The sequence below is a fragment of the Limnobacter thiooxidans genome (genome assembly GCF_036323495.1).
Lineage (GTDB): Bacteria > Pseudomonadota > Gammaproteobacteria > Burkholderiales > Burkholderiaceae_B > Limnobacter > Limnobacter thiooxidans.
This window is the reverse complement of record NZ_AP028947.1, coordinates 2,348,895-2,364,808: the sequence shown is the minus strand read 5'-3', so window position 1 is coordinate 2,364,808 and position 15,914 is coordinate 2,348,895. Positions and strand designations below refer to the sequence as shown.

The window sequence follows — 15,914 nt, the reverse complement described above, 5'->3', positions numbered from 1 at the left end:
CAATGGCAAACATTCTATTCACTGCACCGCCCCTGGTGGGCCACTTGAACCCGGCACTGGCGGTGGCCAAACACCTTCAGTCGCAAGGGCACGTGGTCGCCTGGGCTGTTCACATGGACCGCGTGGGTAACCGGATGGACCCGGCCATGCGCTGCTTCGACATTGGCCAGTTCGACCCGGCTGGTGAACTGGACAGCACCAAGGTGCGTGGTCTGGAAAGTGTTCGCCTGTTTTTTGAAGACTACTGCGTGCCAATGACACGGGCCTGTTTCAAGCCAATCCTGAACATCATTGACGACTTCAAACCCGACATGCTGGTCGTGGATCACCAGATGCCTGCAGGGGCGCTGGCAGCCCAGGCAGCAGGTTTGCCCTGGGTCAGCCTGGTGACCACGACCGCATCGATCCTGAAGTTGTCTGACACACTGGATGAATGGGTGTCTGCGCAATTTGCCAGCCTTCAGGATGAATTATTGCCTGCTGAGTTGCACCGGGCTCGACCCGATTTGTCACCGCATGCGGTGCTGGTATTTTCCAACCAGAAATTGATGGGTAACCTGAACCAGTGCTTGCCGGCCCCTTACACATTTGTGGGCCCAACACAGGGTGAGGGACGCGCAGCGGTTGCCTTTCCGTGGGACAAATTGAAAACCGGCACGCGCAAGGTCTTGCTGACATTGGGCACAGTGAGCCGCGACAGGGACACCCGGTTTTTTGAAGTATTCCTGCAGGCCTTTGCGCAAATGCCGGATGTACAGGCCATTGTGGTGGCCCCTGAAAGTCTGGCTGAACTGGCCCCGGCCAACGTGATTGTCAGCTCCTTTGTGCCGCAAATGGAGTTGTTGCCGCACATGGATGTAGTGGTTTGCCATGCAGGCCACAACACGGTGTGCGAAGCCTTGCGTTTTGGCATTCCGCTGGGTGTGGCACCCATTCGGGACGATCAACCCGTGATTGCCCGGCAGGTGATTGATGCGGGTGCGGGTATTTCCATCCGGTTCGGAAAAGTCACGCCAGCGGCCGCATTGCACACACTGAATGAACTGCTCGACAACCCTGTTTACAGGCAGGCAGCCCAAGAACTGGCCACCCATTTTGCCCAAGCCACAGGGGCGCAGGGTGCTGCACAGCACATCGAGCGTTTGATGAATTACACCGAGGTGAGTACACCATGCAATTGATCCCCGTCTTGAATGGCAACGTCCGTCTTTCCGTGATGACTCTCGGCCCTGCCCAGTCACTGGAACGCCCTTGCGTGTTTCTGCACGGATTAGTCACCGGGAACATTTCCACCTGGTATTCCGTTGCGGCGCTTGAAATGGCCCGAGATCGACAAGTCATTTTGTATGACCTGCGCGGACACGGTGACAGCGCAGTACCCGCAAGTGGCTATGACCTGGACACCCAAGCCGAGGATTTGGCATGTGTACTGGACGCCACCGTGCCAGATGGGGAAATGGTTGACCTGGTTGGCCACAGTCTCGGTGCGCTGATTGCACTGCGCTTTGCCCTGCGATTTGGCAAAAAAGTGAAGCACCGAGTGGGAAGGTTGATCCTGGTGGATGCGCCCATGCCCGCCTGCGAGTGGGTTCGACCCAGTCTGGAACAAGTGCAGTCGCCGCAGGCCTTGGACGATTGGTTGCGCAGCGCACCCGCCATGATCGGCCAATTGACCGGGCGCCGGTTGGAGCGTTTGTCACGCCGGCTCCAACAACTGTTTTTTGAAACCTCGCTGGTGCAGGATGTGTGCAATATGCAGGCCGAGTCGCCCGATGACCTGCGTGCACTCACACTTCCAGTGACGCTGGTGTATGGCAAACAATCGCCTTGTCGCCCTGTGGCCAATACATTGCGCAAGTTGTTGCCCATTCGTGCCTTGTTGCTGATTGATTGCGGCCACTACATACCCAGCGAGGCACCCGAACCTTTGCGCGACGTGGTGGTGGGTACTTTGCGCTATGAAACTGCTGAAGAAAGCCTCCAAGAAAAACCGGTGGCCGATGCCGTGCAGGTGTCTGCATGATCAAGCGATACATTCGCCCGCTTTCGCCACTTGAACGCTATTCACTGGTGCTGAATCGCCTGTACAAATACCACGTGGACGGCATTCTTGAAGGGCAGGGTGATGTCGATCCGATTGCCCTTCAAAAGGCAGTAGATCAGGCCGCACAGGCCAACCCGGCCATACGGGTTCGCTTGCGTGGCCTGCTGCGCTGGACCTGGTGGGTAGACAGCGGCATCGCACCCAAAGTGTTCAAGTTGCCCTTGAGTGACTGGGATGGACAAAGCGAACTGCACACGGAGTTTTTGCAGACCCGCCTTGACCCCATGAAAGGCCAGGCCGTTGCGGATGTGCTGATTGTGCCGTGCGTCGATGGGCTTACCCGCATTGTTTTTCGTTCAGTGCATGCGGCCATTGATGGCCGTGGCTTGATGCACTGGGTTGCCGAAGTGTGCAGCGCCATGCGCGGTGACCCATTGCAGGGTTCTTTCTCGCGATTGACCGACCTGGACATTCAGGCTGCACATCAGGACAAGGTTCAACCTGAAATCAATCCCAAGCCCGCACACTGCATTCCGGTGATTGCGCCAGACCCTGTGCGCACTGGTGGTTTGCGCTACGTGTGGCGCAGGGTGGTGTTGCCCAGCAATGTGAATCAGTTGCTTCCCAAGGCGGCCGATTTCTTTGCCCGCTATGCCCGCAGTCGCGAGCCTGGTGAAGTGGGCTTCACAATTCCTGTGGATTACCGTGGGTTGCGTACCACTGAAATGGGCATCGGCAACATGACTGGCTACCTGCGCCTTCAGGTGGAGGACGAGGCCACACCGCGCAAGCTGATGCACCAGATTGCCACCAAGGTCAAAGCTTTTGTGGATTGTCGAAGTTTTCCCGGTATCAAGACACTGCGCTGGCTGCCTGTGTGGTTCATGTTGCGCAAACTGATTCCGCAAGTGGATGCAATTCTTCACACTGTGTCACCGGCCTTGCCCAGTGGCGGCCTGGTGTCGATGGGTTCAGTGAATGCAAGCCTGTATTCTTTCCCCGGGTTTGCTGCCAATTACCTGTACGGCATTCCGGGTGCAGTGGGCAAGTTGAATGTCATATTCATCAACTACCCGGAGCAAACAGTGGTTTCATTTTCGGCACCTGCCACATACAACGGAGACGGTCAGTTTGATCGTCTGGTCAAGGCATTCACCTTGCATTTTTCACAGTAGGACATTGGATTTTGAACTCGGTTGATCTGGACAAACTGAAAATCAAACGCGAATCTGGCTATGCACCTCAAGCCCCCAAGGGCCGAGGAAAAAGCATGGTGAAGTGGCTGGGTATCGCATTTGCGTTGGCTGTGCTTTGGTTCGCGTTCAACGCGCTGCAAGGCCGAACACTTGAAGTGGAAACCACGCGGGTCACCACCGCATGGCCTTCCCGGCAGTTCACCACGCTGGATGCCACCGGCTACGTGGTTGCAAAAACCCGCGCTGCGGTTGCCTCCAAGGGGACAGGCCGGGTTGAATGGCTGGGGGTGCGAGAGGGTGATCAGGTCCAGGCGGGCACGGTTGTGGCCCGGCTTGAAAGTGACGATGTTCAGGCCACTTACCGCGCTGCACAGGCGAATGCCGATGTGGCCAAATCAGCCATTGCCAATGCACAAACCGAATTGAACGATGCCAAGGACAATCTTCAAAAATCCAATGTGTTGTTGCAGAACGGCCTGATAGCACAAACCACTTTGCGCGATGCCCGTTCACGCGCTGACCGTGCACAACTGGCCGTGCAAAGTGCCAAAGCCTCGTATGCAGCAGCGCTGGCCAACCAGGACAATGCAAAAAATGCACTCGACAACACCGAGATTCGTGCGCCGTTTGATGGCGTGGTGATTTCTCGTTCTGCCAACGTGGGAGACATTGTGACGCCGCTGTCATCGGCTGCGGACGCCAAGGGTGCTGTGGTGGTGATGGCCGACATGAACACGCTGGAGATCAGCGCGGATGTGTCCGAATCAGCCTTGTCCAAAATCGCAGTGGGGCAGGGCTGCGAGATTGCACTCGACGCTTATCCTGAAAAAAGGTATCGCGGTGAAGTGGCGTCCATTGTTCCCACTGTGAACCGGGCCAGCGCCACGGTCACGGCCAACATTCGCATTCTTGACAAAGACGCCGGTATCTTGCCCGACATGAGCGCCAGGGTCAGCTTTCTGAGCCAGCCCTTGGAGCAGGCCACCAGCGCCCCTTTGCTGGCTGTTAGCCCCAATGCCTTGATTTCGCGTGGTGAACAGAGTTTTGTAGCCGTAGTGGAAAGTGGCAAGGTGCAGTTGATCGAGGTCAAAAAAGGTCCGTTACTCGGCGACCTTCAGGCCATTTCACAATCCACTCAAAGCACCTTGAAGGTTGGTCAATCCTTGGTCATAAATCCGCCTGGTGATCTTGAGTCGGGTCAACTGGTTTCGATCAAGGAGTAAAGCGTGGACACATTGATCGCCATTCGCAACCTGGTGAAAACCTACCAACGCGGTAACCAGGACGTGCCTGTGTTGCTGGATGTTTCACTCGATATTGCCCGTGGTGATTATGTCTCCCTGATGGGTCCTTCCGGTTCAGGAAAAAGTACGCTGCTGAACCTGATCGCCGGTCTGGACAAACCCACCAAGGGGTCGCTCAAGGTGGCAGGCATTGAATTGTCTGCACTCAGTGAAGGTGACTTGGCCCGGTGGCGCGCCAACAACGTAGGTTTTATTTTTCAGTTTTACAATTTGATGCCTGTGTTGAATGCCTTTGAAAATGTGGAGCTGCCTTTGTTGCTGACTTCACTGAGCAAGCGCGAGCGCAAGGAACACGTGGAAATGGCGCTGGGCATGGTGGGCTTGAGTGACCGGATGGACCACTATCCCAATGAGCTTTCCGGTGGGCAACAGCAGCGGGTTGCGATTGCGCGCGCATTAATCACGGATCCGCAAATGATTGTGGCCGACGAGCCCACCGGTGACCTGGATCGGCAGTCTGCAGACGACGTGTTGAATTTGCTGGATCGCCTGAACCGTGAACTGGGCAAAACCATTGTGATGGTGACCCACGACCCGCAATGCGCTGCACGCGCACGCAACCAGGTGCACCTGGTCAAGGGTGAATTGATGCCAACGCCCACACAATCATCCAACTTAGCTCAATCCGCAGTTCAGCAGGTGTAGCGCAGCGCATGCAGATTCAGTACATCATTATCCTGGCCACCCGCAACATGTGGCGTCAGAAATTCAGGTCAGGCATGACTGTGCTGGGCATTGCGGTGGCCATTCTGTCATTTGGCATGCTGCGCACTGTGGTTGATTCCTGGTATGCCGGTGCGGAACTGGGTTCTGCTTCCAGACTGATTACCCGCAACGCGACCTCACTGGCCTTGCCGTTGCCCTTGAGTTATGCCGAGCGAATTCGCCGCGTGGAGGGTGTGGAGTCTGTCACATGGGCCAACTGGTTCGGTGGTGTTTACATCGATGAAAAGAATTTCTTCCCGCAATTTGCAGTAGATGCCGATTCCTATTTTCGGGTGTACGACGAGTTCGTGGTGGAACCCTCGCAGTTGAGTGATTTCAAGCTCGATCGGCGGGGTGTGATTGTGGGTGAAAAAACCGCGCGCAAATTCAACTGGAAAGTGGGGGACCAAATCCCCCTGCGCGGCACGCTGTACCCTGGCAACTGGAGCTTTGTGATTCGCGGCATTTACACTGGTAAAGACGACAAGGTCGACACTAGCCAGATGATCATGCACTGGACCTATGTCAACGAAACCATCAAGAGCGTATTACCCAACCTGGCTGACCGAGTGGGTGTCTACGTGGTCAATCTGTCTGAAGGTGTGCCCACGGCGCAGGCCAGCGAACTGATCGATTCCGGATTTCGGAATTCCGTCAGCGAAACCCGCACTGAAACGCAGAAGGCTTTTCAGCTCGGCTTCATTGCCATGGTGGACACCATTCTTGTAGCCATCCAAACCGTGGCGTATGTGGTGATTTTGATTATTATGGCGGTCATGGCCAACACCATGGCCATGGCAGCACGGGAACGCACGCGGGAATACTCAACCCTGCGTTCACTGGGTTTTTCCGCCGGGTTCATCAATGCCTTGATTTTCGGGGAATCCATGGCTTTGTCGCTGTTGGGCGGGGTGATCGGCATAGCCCTGTCTTTCCCGGCCGCCAGCGGATTTTTCTCACTGACACGCGACCTGTTTCTGGTGTTTGAAATCACACAGACCACGCTTGTGCTTCAGTTGCTGGCTTGCGTGGTGATTGGCTTTTTTGCAGCCATCGCCCCGATGCTCAACAGCCGGCGCATCCGCATTGTCGATGGTTTAAGGGCGGTCACATGAAAAGTGGCCTTTCCTTTTCCTTTGTCCTCAAGAACCTGTGGGCTCGCCGCTTGACCACCACATTGACTGTGCTGGGCATGGCGCTGGTGGTGTTCGTGTTTGCCTGTGTGCTGATGATGACGGAAGGTTTGCGCCAAACCATGGCAGGTACTGGGGCTTATGACAACGTGGTGCTGATCCGCAAGGGCTCGCAAACCGAAGTGCAAAGCAGCGTGACCCGCGAACAGGCCCGACTGGTGTCCATCTTGCCAGGCCTTGCCACGGATTCGCAGGGCAATTCCCGCACTGTCGCGGAATCACTGGTGTTGATCAATTTGCCCAGAACCGGTGGCGAGGGCAATGCCAACGTGGTGGTGCGTGGAACCAGTGCAGCGGGCATTGGCATGCGCCCCCAGATCAAACTGATTTCAGGCAGGCTGTTTGAAGCCGGTGCATCCGAAGTGATCGTGGGTGAAGGCCTGACACGCGGGCGCTTGGGCATTCAACTGGGTGACATGTTGAACTTTGGTGCGCGGCAGTGGCGCGTGGTGGGTGTGTTCAGTGCAGACCGCAGCGGGTTCGAGTCCGAGTTGCATGCAGACCGTGACCAGATCATGCAGGCTTTCAGGCGCCAGGTTTTTTCATCGGTGGTGGTGTCACTGGAAAACACCGGAACGTTTTCACGCTTTGACCAAGCCGTTGGCCAGCAGCCCAGCCTGAATTTTGATGTGCAGCGCGAGAGTGTTTTTTACGCGAATCAATCTGAAAAAATGGCCAACTTCATCGAGATTCTGGGCACTTCCATTGCGATGATTTTCTCGCTTGGTGCCATGATCGGTGCCACAATTACCATGTATTCCAGTGTGGCCAACCGTGTGCGGGAAATTGGTACGCTTCGTGCGCTGGGTTTTCAGCGGGGCAATATTCTCTCCGTTTTTCTGGCTGAAGCAATCAGCCTGGGTTTGATCGCCGGTTTGCTCGGCATTTTCTGCGCCTTCTGGATGCAGCGCCTTGAAATTTCCACCACCAATGTTCAAACATTTTCCGAGGTGGTTTTCAAGCTCACCATGACACCGGCAGTGGGTGTACAGGTTTTGTTGTTTTCATTGGTCATGGGTGCCGTGGGTGGATTGTTGCCGGCTTACCGCGCGTCGAGAATGGAGATTGTGGATGCACTCCGAAATGGTTGATCAACAGCTCGCCTTGAACAAACTGACTTTGCAGGACAACGCACCGGTTGAGCGGCCTGTATCGGGTTCAGAGTATTACCACGCCAGCATTGGCAGCAGTGGCCTGACCCTGGAACGAGATCGACAGATCTGTTTTGCACTGGAGGGAACTTGTGCAGCGGACATTCCTGCCCAAGTGTGGCGCGACGCAATTGCAACCACCACACAGGCCAATCCTGCATTGCGCATGCGCTGGAAAGGCATATTGGGTTGGTCGCGCTGGGTCAATGATGGACCGCCCCCCTCACTGCGTATGCTGGATCACGTGGACTGGAGTTTAAACAGCAGCGAGCACATGGATTTTCTGGATGCCTGGCCGATTGACCTTCGCCATGGCCCGGTTGTCGAATTCATCGTGGCACGCAGGCCAGACAATCGCTTGCTCGTAGTCATGCGAACACACCACGCCATCATGGATGGCATGGGCGGGTTTCACGTGTTGTGTGAACTGTTTCGTGCCTTGCGTGGGGAGCCTTTGCTGGGCAGCAATGTGACCTTCAGTGATGCCCAGTTGGTTGAAGCCTTGAACCCACCAAAATCACCATCGCTGCGGGTGCCCACTTGCCGATTGATCGAACATGCTGAGCCAGGTTACTCAGTGAACAACTCGGTTAGTAACTCCGTCAGCAACTCAGGGAGCAACTCAGGGAGCAACTCGGTCAGCAATTCAGTCACTAAATCCGTCAATCAAGTGGATTTGCTGGGTGATGCCTGGCAGCGTTTCAGCTTGGGCAGTGGGCATTCCAAAGCCTTGTCCAAAGTGGCTTGTGCTTTTGCCGCGCTTGCTCACAAAAGCTCGACACTGCCTGCCCTTATTGCAGTGCCTGTGGATCTCAGGCGCCACATGCCCGCCATGCGAAGTGTCACCAACTTCAGCAGCATGCTGGTGGTGAAGTTGCTGCCAGGCGATGGGCCCGAGGTTTTTCAGACCCGCCTGCGTGAATTGTTGGAAGCCAAAGTGGAGTTGTCTGTTGCCAAGGGTTTTAACCTGATCCGCTGGTTTCCCATGTGGTTGGTTGATGTGTTGCTGGGGCGAACCCGCAAAAACTTCCTGAGCAAACGACCCATGGAAACGGTGGTTATCTCCAATCTGGGCGCTGTTCCACTACAGCATTTTCAGGGGGCAGGTTTTGAGGCAGATGATTTCACCTGTGTTCCGATACCAGGCAACGCATTTGCTGTACTGATGCAGATCAATGGCGATTTTCGGGTGATACTTGGATTGCCCAAAGCCCAACTTGCGCAGTGTCAGTTCGATGAGATTGCCCGCTTCGTGAACGAGAGCCTCTGATTCAGTTCTTGAAGCCCAAATACCGCATGCGGAACCGCTTGAGCTTTTTGAGAAAATACACTTTCACACCAAAGCCATTCATGCCGAAATACAAGCCCATGGTGAACAAGGCGTTGTTCAGCACATAGGCCAAGGCCTGGGCCGTGGTCACATCCATTTGTACCAGCTTGTACATGTTGCCGGGAATCAGGCAGGTGCCAATGTGCAGGCCAATGGCCACAATCGCAATCGTGTTTCTGGTTTCGGTCGATGTGCTGATGCGTGTGGAGAACCAGGCCAATACCGCTTGCAGACCGCCCCAAAGAATCATTGTGCTTCCGTAAAGCACAACTTCCATGCCCAGTGTTGCTGAAAGCCAGAACAACTGAATTCCTGTTGCAGTCATTGCGAGACCAGCCAACGTCAGCAAGGCTTTGTCGAACACATGCCACGGCAGGTTTTTTACTGCCAGTTTGTACATGCCCCACAAGCGAAAAACCAGCAAACCACTGAAGGCCAGCCACGCCCAACCCAATGGAGGCAACATCAGGTTTTGCGGTCGTTCTGCTGAAATCCAGGACCAGGCTACGTCACTTTGCGTGGTTTCTGTCCACACAAACAGCATTGACGCCAGCAAGCTGAAGCCAATCATGCCAAGGTCGAAGGGTTCACCTTGGTCGCCTTCTTGTGTAGCGGGGGCGATTAACTTGCAACGAATCACCAGCAGTATCACTGCGGTGGCACACAACGCCGGTGTAATGACCCCGCCAAAAACCTGAAATGACTCGGGCAGTGTGGGCCAAAGCAGCAACCAGAAAGTGTGGTGAACAACTCCAGCCGCAGAACACACCCAGGCACAGTTGAACCACAAATCAGCATTGCGCGAGTCCCCGGATTGCCTGCTCCAGCGTGCCTCCAACATGCTGTAAGCCGTAATCCCGAAGTACACCATGGCATTGAAGTAGTTCTGGGGACCGCCTGCAATGTCCTGTAAACCCGTCCAAACCATGACGGCAATACAAATCAGCAGGTTAAGTAGAACCAGAGCAAGATCCCGATTGGGAAGGTTGCCCAAATTGGCAACCGGCAGTGTGCGCATGAAGAGAAGGGTAAAGTAAGGTGCCCGACAGACGGGTGGTAAAATTTAGTCTAAATTTGCGAATTACCAGCTGTGGGTGAATTTTCGGGGACCGGATTGTTTCTGACCTCAACCCGCTTGTTCACGGGAACTTCCACCACGAACTCATGCTCCAAACGGGGTGAAGGTGTGGGGATGTTCTCGCCGCAAATGATTTTTCCAGTCACCAATACTTTCAAGGTGTCCGAAATGTCCTGATAGGCATTTTTCAAATCATTTGACATGAAAATGCGGTCTGAGAAATCCCGGAATCGATAAAAAACCTTGCCAGAAAAGTGTTTTCTTGCATCACAAGGATAAAAAAGAAGCTTGCTCAAGGGAATGCTCCTGATGATGCGCCCACCCGAAAAATAGCTCTTTCAGGTGACAATCATTCATCAATTCTGGGGTGAATTTGTAAGAACAACGCTGACATGCTAGCAGATAAAATATTACAAAGTAATCGCTTTACAGTTGTTAACTTTGTTTTTTTGAAAAATTGTTGTAGTGCACATTCTGGGTGCAGAAAGGACCCAGTGTGAATGAAATGCATTTTATTAGTGCTACCGCTTTAGATATTTTAGGTATCCTTTCTGAAGTTGGCCGAAGTTGGGCAAACACTGGAGGAAAATGATGTTAATAAAAACCACAAGCGATTTTTTCAGCGAGGCTGCAACCAGCCTGGCTTGTGCCCCCGCCAAGGTCCCTACACCCAGTGTTCCGCAAGCCCGGTTCATCAATTTGAAGCTGATTACTTCCAGGCGGGGCGCGAAAATTCGCCTCGCTGAGAAAACGGCGCTCAACCCCAGTGTCATCAGCCACATTCTGAAGCACCGCTACACCATGACCGACGACGTGGCATTCAAAGTCGAGTCCGCTTTTCAACTGCCCGCTGGTTTTCTTGACCAGGTACACAGCGTCGTCGATTTTCCGCAGACCATGCGAGATCTGCTCATACGGGACGATTTGTCCAGTGTCGCAGACGTACTTGCACTGATTTCTCGACAGTCAGGTGGCTTGTCGGCAGAATCGGGTTTTCCGACAGCCAGTGAATTTGAACAGCTGCCTAGTTTGCAGCTCGACAAAGCCATGTTGGGGGTTCTTCCTCCGGGTGCCAGTCTGCCTGCAGCAGTGGGACCTCTTGTTCAGGCGCTGTGCCTGATGCTGATTCAAAGAATCGAACAAAACTCCCTGACTGAACAAACAGCGTTGAAAATGATCCAGACGCTGATGAACGAAAGTCAATCTTCCTGATACATGCATCGGCAATTCGAGCAACCCGTTTACCTGAACACAGCAGCAGCGGGTTTGCAAAGCCCGCAAGTTCTGCAAGCAATTCAAGCCCATCTTCGACTTGAAAGCGAATGTGGTGGTTATGTGGCTGCTGAGAAAGTGCAGCTAAAGCTTGCTCAGTGCCGCGAAAGTTTGTCCCGGTTACTCAATTGTTCCCCCTCGGAAATTGCACTGACTGACAGTGCCTCACGGGCCTGGCAGCGCATTCTCGACTGTTTTGATTTTCAGCGTGACGACATCGTGTTGGTCAGCCCAACAATTTGGGGTGGCAACTATTTCACACTTTTGCAACTGGAAAGGCGTTTTGGAATCCAGGTTCAGTGCATGCCCACTGAACCCGATGGCAATGTTGACCTTGATCGCCTCAAGCAGCAACTTCAGCAGCAAGTTCGGCAACAGCCCAAGCTCCGTGTGCGCTTCATGGAGTTGACCCTTGCACCTTCGGGTTGGGATGCCTGGCAAGCGACTGGTGATATTGCGCAGCTTGCGCATGCGCACTCCATTCCACTGGTTGTTGATGCAAGCCAGGCCTTGGGCCAACGTGAACTGGATGTCAATGATCTGGATTGCGATTTCCTGTTTGCCAGCGGGCGCAAGTGGCTGGCCGGTCCACGTGGCACCGGTGTACTGTATGCAAGGCAATCCAGCACCTCGCATTTGTGCCCTTTGGGGCTGGACCAGCACACCGGCTTTTTGAAGAACGACGAGCTTCACTGGCTTCCCGATGCACGTCGGTTTGAATTGAGCGAAAGTAGTGTGGCGTTGCGTTTGGGCTTGGGGGAAGCGGCAAAGCAAACGCTGAGTCGTCAACAGGCTGGAGAAAGTGTCCTGCTGAAAAAGCTGGCTGCAGATTACCGGCAACTGATTTCTGAAATTCCCGGGTTCGAATTGCCTGATCTTTCTGGTGAACCGGGTGCTATTGTGACGTTTCGTCATGCAGTCCAGAGCCCTGTTGCTGTTCGCGATTTCCTGCGGCAGCATCACATTGAAGTGGGTATTCACCCACGCACCTACATGCCTTTGCATGCACCAACCCAACGCTTGGGCGATTGTTTGCGCGTGAGTCCAAGCACCTGTACCCACAATGCAACTGGTGCGTTAAGGTACTTCCTTGAAAAATTGGCGAGCCTTTGAATTGAATCCCAATCTATTGCAATCTTCAAATCCTGTTTCTAAAAATGTTCAACCCAAGACACTGGAACGGGCTTCGGTCTGGTCCAGATACCGCAAGGTCAGGGCCCTAACTGAAAGCCTAGCCAAGCCACTGTCGGACGAAGACCAGTGCGTGCAGGCGATGGCTGATGCCAGCCCAACCAAGTGGCACTTGGGCCACACCAGCTGGTTTTTTGAAACAGTGGTGTTGCGTCAGTTTTGGCCCGAACTGCCTGTGTATGACGAGCAGTTTCTGTATCTGTTCAACTCCTATTACGAATCGCTTGGACCCCGCCAGCCACGACCGCAACGCGGCTTGATCACCCGCCCCTCGGTGGCGCAGGTGAACGCCTATAGATCGTACGTGGATGAACACATTCACGAGTTTGTTCATCGCTGTGATGCATCCTTGTGGCCGCAGGCCCTTCAAGCCATTGAATTGGGCTTGAACCACGAGCAGCAGCACCAGGAATTGATATTGACCGATGTGAAATACCTTTTACATCAAAATCCTTTTGCTACCGAGTACTGTCCGGAAGGCGAGCCGTTTGTGTTCTCGCCACAACCGACATCAGCAGTGAAACCGGAATGGCTTCACTTTGCGGGCGGGCTTCATGCGATTGGCCACGATATTGCCCACGAAGTTAATCATTTTTGCTATGACAATGAAACACCCCGACACAGTGTTTACCTCTATCCGTTCGAGCTTGCCAACCGATTGGTTACATGCGGTGAATACCTGGCGTTTATTGAAGACGGGGGTTATCAAAACCCGTCACACTGGTTGTCTGAGGGCTGGTCTGCGGTTCAGGCTGGAAACTGGCTTGCACCGCTTTACTGGAAACAAAACACAGAGGGGCACTGGCGGGTTTTTACACTCCACGGCGAACAGCCGCTGGACTTGAATCAGCCAGTGGCGCATGTCAGTTATTTCGAGGCTGCCGCTTTCGCATCCTGGGCCAATGCTCGCCTGCCCAGGGAGGCTGAACTTGAAGTGGCATTCGGCGAGGAAGAGGGTGGCAAGGCAACCGGATTGCAACAGGCATTTGGTGCGTGTTGGCAATGGACCTGTTCTTCTTACGATGCTTATCCCGGCTTCAAGCCTTTTGAAGGTGCTGTGGCTGAATACAACGGCAAGTTCATGGTTGGTCAACTGGTGTTAAAGGGCAGCAGTTGCGTGACACCGGAAGGGCACAGCCGTGCAAGTTACAGGAACTTTTTTCCTCCTTCAGCGCGCTGGCAGTTTTCAGGAATTCGACTGGCGCGAGATTTGTAAGTTATTTTTGCAGACGAAAAAAAAACCCGGGGAATTACCTCGGGGTTTTTTGTTTGACTCAAGACAACGTCAGTTTTACTGAACGAGCTCAAGCAGGCAATGCAGGCAAACCAAGACCAGCCAATGGATTGTCTCCACCAAAAGCGCCGATTGGCTCGGGCAATTGAGCGAGACCAGTCAATGTGTCCAGCAAGGCTGTAGGGTCGGGGTTGTTTGCAAAACCTTCAGCAGCACCCAGGGCCAGTGGCAACAGCACGTTGGTCGATGTGGGCAGTACCAGGCTGTCCTGTGCACCCTCAGCGTTGGGATAGGACAATGTCAACAGCTCAACGCCTGTGCTGTTCAATGATACGTTGCTCAAACCCACGTCCAGAATCTGCATGTCGGCCAAGTCGAGGCTCAGTGTTGTGGTGTTGCTGGCTGTTTGAATGGCTTGACCCAGAATCGTTGCGTTGCCACTGCTCTCGTTGTTCTGCAATGTCAAATTGACAAGTTGGTTCTCGATTCCAAATGTGTCGGTCTGGCTTTCAGAACTTGCAATGGTGGAGCCATTCAGGCGGTTTGTGGTGGTGGAGTTCGTACTCACTGAGTCGTGAAATGCGTTGGTTTCCAATGGCGTACCTTCGCCCAGCAAAACACCATCGTTCGTGGTGGTTGTTTGGGTGACCGTACGCAATATGATGGCGCTGTTCGCAGTTGTGGTTGTAGTGTTGGAAACAGAGTACGTTTCAACAAAGCCAGGCGCATCGCTGAAGTTGCGTGCTTCCGCGGGAAGTGCACCGGCAAACTGGTCCAGACCATCAGTTACACCGTTGAACAGTTGTTGACGGTATTCCAGTGTGCTGAAGTCGGCCAACGGAGCTGTGGCCTCGGTGAGTTGATCAAACAATGCAGCACTGTCGAATGCTCCGTTGCCTGGCAATGTAAAGCTGCTGATCAATGCTTGTAATTGTTCTTGATTCATTCTCTGTCCCTTTCTCTTTTGTTATTCGAATTTTGATTATGCAGTTTTCGTATGACAAATTGTGAATCAAGGTTACTTTTTTGCAATCACCTGTTGCTGTTTTACCCACATCGTATTTTTTCTGAATTTAAGCTTCTCTTAATGTCCAATCCTTAACCTGCTTGAACTGGCACACCTTGGCACGCAGCGACCTCTCCTGCTGCAAGTCAAGATGGCGCCAATTTTTACTCTCATTTACGTTCAAAGGATTTCACCATGTTCAAGCACATCGTTTTGGCTGCCGGCGTTTTGTTGGCTGCGCATTCTGCCATTGCTGGCCCCCAGTGCAATGCACCCAAAGACAAGTGGCAAGACCCGGTCAAATTTCAGGCGCATTTGAAGTCGGCCGGTTATGACATCAAGACATTCAAGATCAGCAAAGGGCAGTGTTATGAAATTTATGGTTTCGATAAGTCAGGTCAGCGCGTTGAAATCTACTTCGATCCTGAAACCGGCAAACCTGTTCAAACCAAGTAATTCAATCTCTCTGGATGACGCATCATGAACAAAACCCCCTCTGAATCTACCCCCCTTCACGACGTGAAGGTCTGGGACATCGTGGTGCGAATCTTTCACTGGGCGCTTGCCTTAGGTGTGTTGCTGAACCTCTTTGTATTCGAAGAGGGTGAAACCTTGCATCAGTATTCCGGCTACATCGTTTGTGGTTTGGTTATAGCAAGAATACTGTGGGGATTTGTAGGTACTCATTACGCCCGGTTCTCCGAGTTTTTCCCCACTGTTGAAAAGGTTCGTCATCAAATGCGCAGCATGGCTCGGGGCAGAAACCCTGTACATGTCGGTCACAGCCCGATGGGTGCCGTGGTCATGATGGCGATGGGGCTCGCCGTACTTGCTTTGGCATTCACTGGTTTTCTGATGGACACCGACCAGTTCTTTGGATCTGAGCTACTGGAGGAGCTGCACGAGCTGATCGCCAACGGTTTGATGGCCTTGGTGTTGGTGCATGTAATGGCTGCTGTTGTACTCAGCAAAATTGAACGTGTGAATCTGGTTTCCGCCATGGTGACTGGAATCAAACGGTTTCACAGACCTATCAACGGGCACAAATAAGCCATCACTCGACCTGTTTTTCAAGACCCCATCCCATTTCTTAAGGAAGCCTTAATTTTTGGGGGTTACCTTCTGCCTGGTCGATCACCTACACATCACCTACACCACGGAATGCAACTCAATTGAACTCAAATTCCTTACTCATCTGCAGCCCTGGCTT

At 53.4% G+C, this 15,914-nt stretch carries 16 protein-coding genes; 13 read left to right on the top strand and 3 right to left on the bottom strand.

From position 1 onward, the window contains the following. Positions 1-2: 2 nt before the first annotated feature. From RGQ30_RS10765 to RGQ30_RS10730, 8 genes are read left to right on the top strand one after another with little or no spacing between them, the layout of a single operon-like run. Entirely contained in the window at positions 3-1,181 is a 1,179-nt protein-coding gene (locus RGQ30_RS10765; protein ID WP_130555916.1) for a glycosyltransferase, read from the top strand. Further along, positions 1,172-2,023 (top strand): alpha/beta fold hydrolase, encoded by an 852-nt coding sequence (locus tag RGQ30_RS10760; RefSeq protein WP_130555917.1) that lies wholly within the window; start codon positions 1,172-1,174, stop codon positions 2,021-2,023. The genes RGQ30_RS10765 and RGQ30_RS10760 overlap by 10 nt, the downstream gene beginning before the upstream one ends. Beyond that, positions 2,020-3,219: a hypothetical protein gene (locus tag RGQ30_RS10755; RefSeq protein ID WP_130555918.1), complete on the top strand. Its 1,200-nt coding sequence runs from the start codon at positions 2,020-2,022 to the stop codon at positions 3,217-3,219. The genes RGQ30_RS10760 and RGQ30_RS10755 overlap by 4 nt, the downstream gene beginning before the upstream one ends. 11 nt (positions 3,220-3,230) lie before the next feature. Then, positions 3,231-4,463, top strand: coding sequence for an efflux RND transporter periplasmic adaptor subunit (locus tag RGQ30_RS10750; RefSeq protein ID WP_130555919.1), 1,233 nt, complete (start codon positions 3,231-3,233; stop codon positions 4,461-4,463). A gap of 3 nt (positions 4,464-4,466) precedes the next feature. Further along, the gene (locus RGQ30_RS10745) at positions 4,467-5,189 is read left to right on the top strand and encodes an ABC transporter ATP-binding protein (RefSeq protein WP_130555920.1); all 723 of its coding nucleotides are present in this window, start codon (positions 4,467-4,469) and stop codon (positions 5,187-5,189) included. An 8-nt stretch (positions 5,190-5,197) separates the two neighbouring features. Continuing rightward, a complete protein-coding gene (locus RGQ30_RS10740) occupies positions 5,198-6,364 on the top strand; it encodes an ABC transporter permease (RefSeq protein ID WP_130555921.1) in 1,167 nt (388 codons plus the stop codon). Further along, positions 6,361-7,533 (top strand): ABC transporter permease, encoded by a 1,173-nt coding sequence (locus RGQ30_RS10735; RefSeq protein ID WP_130555922.1) that lies wholly within the window; start codon positions 6,361-6,363, stop codon positions 7,531-7,533. The genes RGQ30_RS10740 and RGQ30_RS10735 overlap by 4 nt, the downstream gene beginning before the upstream one ends. Continuing rightward, on the top strand, positions 7,514-8,863 hold the full coding sequence (locus tag RGQ30_RS10730; RefSeq protein WP_130555923.1) for a hypothetical protein: 1,350 nt from the start codon (positions 7,514-7,516) through the stop codon (positions 8,861-8,863). Before RGQ30_RS10735 ends, RGQ30_RS10730 begins: the two co-directional genes overlap by 20 nt. A 1-nt stretch (position 8,864) precedes the next feature. Here RGQ30_RS10730 and RGQ30_RS10725 read toward each other — a convergent pair whose 3' ends face one another. Beyond that, on the bottom strand, positions 8,865-9,941 hold the full coding sequence (locus RGQ30_RS10725) for a hypothetical protein (protein WP_130555924.1): 1,077 nt from the start codon (positions 9,939-9,941) through the stop codon (positions 8,865-8,867). A 50-nt stretch (positions 9,942-9,991) separates the two neighbouring features. Continuing rightward, the gene (locus RGQ30_RS10720; RefSeq protein WP_130555925.1) at positions 9,992-10,297 is read right to left on the bottom strand and encodes a hypothetical protein; all 306 of its coding nucleotides are present in this window, start codon (positions 10,295-10,297) and stop codon (positions 9,992-9,994) included. A 292-nt stretch (positions 10,298-10,589) separates the two neighbouring features. On the opposite strand from RGQ30_RS10720, the gene RGQ30_RS10715 reads away from it, so the two are divergent. The 3 genes from RGQ30_RS10715 to egtB all read left to right on the top strand — a co-directional run bounded on the left by RGQ30_RS10715 (position 10,590) and on the right by egtB (position 13,680). Beyond that, the gene (locus RGQ30_RS10715) at positions 10,590-11,213 is read left to right on the top strand and encodes a hypothetical protein (RefSeq protein ID WP_338284396.1); all 624 of its coding nucleotides are present in this window, start codon (positions 10,590-10,592) and stop codon (positions 11,211-11,213) included. Between the two features lie 3 nt (positions 11,214-11,216). Continuing rightward, positions 11,217-12,386 (top strand): aminotransferase class V-fold PLP-dependent enzyme, encoded by a 1,170-nt coding sequence (locus RGQ30_RS10710; protein WP_130555927.1) that lies wholly within the window; start codon positions 11,217-11,219, stop codon positions 12,384-12,386. Between the two features lie 61 nt (positions 12,387-12,447). Next, a complete protein-coding gene (gene egtB / locus RGQ30_RS10705) occupies positions 12,448-13,680 on the top strand; it encodes an ergothioneine biosynthesis protein EgtB (RefSeq protein WP_130556945.1) in 1,233 nt (410 codons plus the stop codon). A gap of 88 nt (positions 13,681-13,768) precedes the next feature. Here egtB and RGQ30_RS10700 read toward each other — a convergent pair whose 3' ends face one another. Continuing rightward, positions 13,769-14,644: a hypothetical protein gene (locus RGQ30_RS10700; protein ID WP_130555928.1), complete on the bottom strand. Its 876-nt coding sequence runs from the start codon at positions 14,642-14,644 to the stop codon at positions 13,769-13,771. Positions 14,645-14,899: 255 nt separating this feature from the next. Here RGQ30_RS10700 and RGQ30_RS10695 point away from each other — a divergent pair, with 255 nt between their 5' ends. Further along, entirely contained in the window at positions 14,900-15,160 is a 261-nt protein-coding gene (locus tag RGQ30_RS10695) for a PepSY domain-containing protein (RefSeq protein WP_130555929.1), read from the top strand. Positions 15,161-15,184: 24 nt separating this feature from the next. Continuing rightward, entirely contained in the window at positions 15,185-15,754 is a 570-nt protein-coding gene (locus RGQ30_RS10690) for a cytochrome b/b6 domain-containing protein (protein ID WP_130555930.1), read from the top strand. The last annotated feature ends 160 nt before the right edge of the window (positions 15,755-15,914 follow it).